Annotated in this window: 2 protein-coding genes; both read right to left on the reverse strand. The window is 42.4% G+C overall.

What is annotated here, in order from left to right; genetic code table 11:
• Positions 1-424: 424 nt before the first annotated feature.
• A complete protein-coding gene (locus ODU45_RS09740) occupies positions 425-3,523 on the reverse strand; it encodes a type III restriction-modification system endonuclease (RefSeq protein ID WP_398581222.1) in 3,099 nt (1,032 codons plus the stop codon).
• A gap of 3 nt (positions 3,524-3,526) precedes the next feature.
• The gene (locus tag ODU45_RS09745; RefSeq protein WP_248298371.1) at positions 3,527-5,257 is read right to left on the reverse strand and encodes a site-specific DNA-methyltransferase; all 1,731 of its coding nucleotides are present in this window, start codon (positions 5,255-5,257) and stop codon (positions 3,527-3,529) included.
• Positions 5,258-5,512 lie beyond the last annotated feature (255 nt).

Genomic DNA, 5,512 nt, shown 5'->3' on the forward strand with positions numbered 1-5,512 from the left:
AACATTTATCCATCGTCCGACCTAATCGAACCTTCCAAAGAAAGATAAAAAGCAAGGTACCTGTAAGCTTCACTTATAGAGTAACATAATAGTTGAAAAATTGGGTTAAAAAACCTCCTTTTTGTGCGCCCTAAATACAAAAACTATTCCCGTTTTGTCATGAACTGCTCAGACGGGAATAGTTTCTTCAATTGCTTAGTTGCTTAACTTAATGACATTGGTCTTTTTGCCCAGTCTCTTTATTTATACTCAATATACAATTGCTCAAAACTCCTCTCCAAATCAGCAATCATCACTTGTTGAAAATCCAAACAAAGCCTTGACTATGGCGACAATGACCAGCAGATAATAAATCGCAAATGTAAAAAATAGAAACGCACCCATAAATATTCTCCTTCAGTGGCGAGAAGGATTACTCAGCAACCTATCCTCTCACGATTTCTAATAATTTTTCATAGGAATCAACCACATCATAAATCCTATCATCCGCAATCAATCCTTTTTCCTTCAAGGCTTTAAAGTGGGCCTTAGCACACTCAATCTTAGCCAACTCTGCCCCCTTCAATTGCAAGGTTGACATAGAACCCTTGGTTTCAGCTACGAAGTAGACATGCTTGACCGAACCATCTCGGAAGGCAATAGCCCAGTCTGGATTGTAATCACCCAGCGGCGTAGAAATCTTAAACTTGCTAGGCAATTTGGCATAGACCATGACATCGTCGAATCGCTCCAAGTCCTCTTTGAACTTCCTCTCCGTTCCAGAATCAACCTTCACATAATTGTAAACGCCCTTCTCAGACTTGAGCATATTGGCATCTGACACCTTACCACTCAAAGGATTGTCCGTAAAAATGGAACTATCAAAAGTTTCCTCTAGGATATTGTAGCGGATATGCTCAATCACTTGACTCGCCTTTTGCTCATTGATGAGTCTGCTAGCTTGTTGAATAAATGCCTCAGAGTTATAGGCAAACATGTCAAACTTGCTTGGTGAGATCTGTTTCAAGATATTGGCAACTGTTTTCCGTTTCAACTCCGTGCGACTGGCGATTTCTCCTAGCAAATCATAGCGGAGTTGAATAGATGACTTGTCTAACTCAGCCTGACGCTTGCCGTCCTTATTGACCTTGAAATCCAAACCTTGTTCAGCCTTCATTTCTCTTGCTTCTGCCTCTGTAATCATATAGCTTGGCTTTTTAAGAAAGAGGGCTTCATTTAGAGCCTTAACGGACTTTTCAATCAACTCCTCATCATCAAACTCCACATAGTAGGTAGACTTGTGATGAATACTCTCCCACAAACGTTTAAACTCTTGACGATTGTAGTTATCAGGGTTGATTTCTCTTGCAAAAACCACTTCCGAATCATTTTCACGTTCAATCTTGTAACGATTGGCATCATAAATCGTTTCTAGAATATCTTTTACAGCCACTTCATAACCTGCCAGATTTTCAGATAGAGTAAACTGACTTGTTTCTTTTTGTTCAAAATAGGTAGCGGTCAGATTCCCCTTGCTGTCAATATAATCTTGCTTAATCAACTGGTATTCAATCTCTTTTGCAATTTCTTGAGTGACAGCTAGTTTTTGACCAGCTTCGTTTTCCAAGATCTTATCGACAAAAAGGTCCACTTCCACTTTGCTTGGTCGGTCAGCCAAAATTTCCTTGAGTTCCCTTTGCAAGTTCTTGGCAAAATCTTCATAGCTTTCATTGGCGATGACGGTCAACTTGTTAATATTATGAACATCAGCTCCTAAAAGCTCCTCATCCTGACGGACACCTTTTTGGTCAACGGCAAGACGCATACCACGACCAATCTTTTGCCGCTTTTCTGTTTCTGTACCTGTATTTTTCAAGGTACAAATCTGGAAGACATTTGGATTGTCCCAGCCTTCTTTGAGAGCTGAGTGGGAGAAGATAAAGCGAACAGGTTCCTCAAAGGATAAGAGTCGTTCCTTGTCCTTCATAATCAAATCATAGACATCCTTATCGTTGGACTGGTTATTTTTCTTCTCAGTGGCAGACTTATAGTCCACAAACTTGACCTTATCCGATTTTTTCACCTTATCAACGGAGAAATAACCTGCGTGAACAGGATTGCCCTCTTGGTGCTTATTGAGATAATGCCAATAATTTGTGCCATGAAGATTAGAATCAGCCAACAAAGCCTTGACCTGTGCTTCGTATTCTTCTTCAAAAATCTGGGCATAGGTTCCATTGTAGGCTTCACTTTGCCCGTCGTAGCACTTATACTTGGCAACTTCATCAATGAAGAAAAGGGATAGCACCTTAATGCCTCGTTTGTAAAGGCGTTCTTCTTTTTGCAAGTGACTGGCAATGGTTTCTCTTATCTGAATACGACGAATATCATCCTCATTGGTTTCCCCAATCACTTCACCCACATAGAGTTTGCGATTGGCACCGATTTGAATGGAATTTTCACCTTCACGCGCATCAAAATGGCTCAAAGTCCAACCGTCCTGATAGGCTGGTAGGTTGCCTGACTCTTCAAAGAGGGCAAAATTTTGCTCAACCAATTTGGTCACACGCTTGACATTACCTGACTTGGTCCGCACTTCAAACTCAATCCGAGCCTTAGGAGACCCTGATTTTTGCGGAACCAGTTCTTGCAGATAAAGGTAGCCTTGTGTCCCTGTAGTTGCTGTCTGCTCCACGGTCTTAACTGCAATCTTCTTGACCAACTTTTTATTGTAGGCATCCAAGGCATCCAGACGATAAATCATATCGTGCTTGTCCTTATGGGTGGCTGAATAGCGGAGAGTAAATAGGGGCTTGAAGTCCTCCAAGCGTTCTTTAGTCTTTTTCCCCTCAACCGACTGGGGCTCATCGATAATCAAAATAGGATTGGTCGCCGCAATGACATCAATCGGCTTTCTCCAGCGGAAACTTTCCTGCTCGGTGTGAATGCGACGGGCATCTGCTCCAGTGGCATTAAAGGCTTGCGAATTGATAATCATCACCTGAATGTCTGAGGAGTTGGCAAACTTGTCCAGCTCTCCCAAACGGCTAGAATCATAGACAAAATAGCGTGGCTTCTTGCCATACTCCATCTGGAAATGGTCCGCCATAATCTCAAAGGACTTGAGCACTCCCTCACGAATAGCAATGCTCGGCACCACGATGATAAACTTGAGCCAACCATACTGCTTATTGAGCTCCATCAGGGTACGGATATAGGTGTAGGTCTTCCCTGTCCCCGTCTCCATCTCAATAGTCAAATTGTAAGACGGACGACCATCCACTTTTTGAATAGACAAGTTTTCAGATGGTTTAAGGCCATAGCGGAGCTGCTTAGCTCGAACCTGCTGGCTGATAGTGTCCTGCGAAAGTTGGATGGGAGCATTGCGGAAACCAATAAAATTCATATCCAGTTCCGCATCCATTCCTTGACCTTTATCCATGTGGTAATCAAAACCGCTATGCTTACCCTGACCGGCAAAAATATCCACAACAGAGGCCACCGCATCTAACTGAAATTGCTGTTGTTTAAATTGAAGTTTCATCTCCTACACCACCTTCACTTTGGTATTTGGTGCTTCCTCTTTGAAGATTTGGCCTAGGTTGATTTTTGCTGCGGAGTTGACAAAAGATTCGTCCTTGAAGACAGCACGGAGTGGTTCTTCTTTGGCGATTTGACGGAGGACGCTTTCTGAAATCTCATCTGCAAAGCAAGCAATCAAGGCACCGTCTGCCACATTGTAAACATCTGTATCGTCAATTTGAGTTTTCGTGATTGAAAGCGACAACTCCATACCCCAAGTCAGCATAATTTGGAAGAGCAAGTCAAGATCTGTCCGACCGTCTTTGATGTTGGAAACACTGTCAAATAGGCTTTCTTGGCTAAAGCTATCTGGTGTTTGGCTGACATCTTTGAAGTTGGAAGTGTCCAGCTTGTAAGCTCGAAAGCCAAAGTCTTGCTTGCCAACTGTTTCTGGATGTTCTTCCTGAATCTTTGTAGCAGCCCGACGGATTCGCACACGAGAAATTTGATCAATGGTTTCATAGCCCGCTTCTTTAGCAGCCGACTTGTCTGCTACATGCTCGTCCAGCGTACAGAGAATATACTTACGATTACCACCGTCTTCAGCGTTCAACTGCATAACGGCATCAGCAGTAGTTGCAGAACCAGCGAAGAAGTCGAGGATTAGCATCTGTTTTCTATTATGAGTCTGTACAATCTGCTTTATTAAATCTGTCGGTTTAGGATAGGAAAATAACTCATCAATTCCTAAATCTTCCAAACGATTCTTTCCCTCTTCTGATAATACTTTTATTATTGAGTATAGCTTAGAAGTTGCTTCTGAAACTGGGGTCAAGCTATATAAAATATGTTTCCCATTTTCTCTTTCTTCTAAAAAGATCTCCCCCGCTGAAAGTCTATTATCAATTTCGTCTTTTATTTTTTGCCCTTTTACTTCTAAAGCATCTTCATAATAAAGTCGTCTTTCTGTTCCTTTTTCATACTTCCCAAATTGTTTTCGATATATGTCATCATTCTTTAGATAATCTATACCATTCTTTGAAATGATTTTTCCCTGAATAACTTTGGGTTTGACTAACGGAGATAGAAATTCTATTCTTCTTGCATAAACATGAATGACGTCATGTCCTTTTACTACAAATTTTGCCTGTCCTCCTCCCTTAGCTCTTTGATGAATAAGAGAGCCGACAAAATTCTCCTCCCCAAATATCTCATCACAGATAGCTTTGAGGTTGGCTTGTTCGTTGTCGTCAATGGAGATAAAGATAACACCACTGTCTTTGAGGAGGTTTCGGGCAAGAACTAGGCGAGGGTACATCATATTGAGCCAGTCAGAGTGATAGCAGGCGGAGGATTTTTCATTCTTGGTCAAGCCCACTCGTTGCAAACCGTCATCATCTCGCAGGTCCATTTCATCTGCCAGTTCTTCCTCACTCATCTGGAATTTATCCGAGTAGACAAAGTCCTTCCCTGTATTGTAAGGCGGGTCGATGTAAATCATATCAATCTTGCCCAGATAAGACTCCTGTAAGACCTTGAGGACTTCAAGGTTATCCCCTGTTATAAAGATATTTTCAGACTTGTCAAAATCAACACTTTCCTCAAGATCTGGTCGGAGGGTCTTGTGGGTCGGTTTACCAGCCTCGGCAATCGCTCCACGTTTTCCGACCCAGGTAAACTCATAGGATTCCCGTCCCTCTACAATGTCTCTTGAAAGGAATTGTCGTAGCTTTTCAAAGTCAATAGCTGGACGCAACCTGCCATTTTCATCACTACTTTCTGTCAGAACCTCAGGAAAAAGCTGACCAATTTTTGTAATATTGTCTGATAAAACATCTTTTGAAGTTAGGTCTAGCTTTTCAACTTGAGTGTATTCTCCAAGCTTCTGCTCTGCTCTGCTCTGCTCTGCTCTGCTCTGCTCTGCTCTGCTCTGCTCTGCTCTGCTCTGCTCTGCTCTGCTCTGCTCTGCTCTGCTCTGCTCTGCTCTGCTCTGCTCTGCTCTGCTCTGCTC

Source organism: Streptococcus sp. 2022WUSS135 (assembly GCF_044427045.1).
GTDB lineage: Bacteria > Bacillota > Bacilli > Lactobacillales > Streptococcaceae > Streptococcus > Streptococcus hashimotonensis.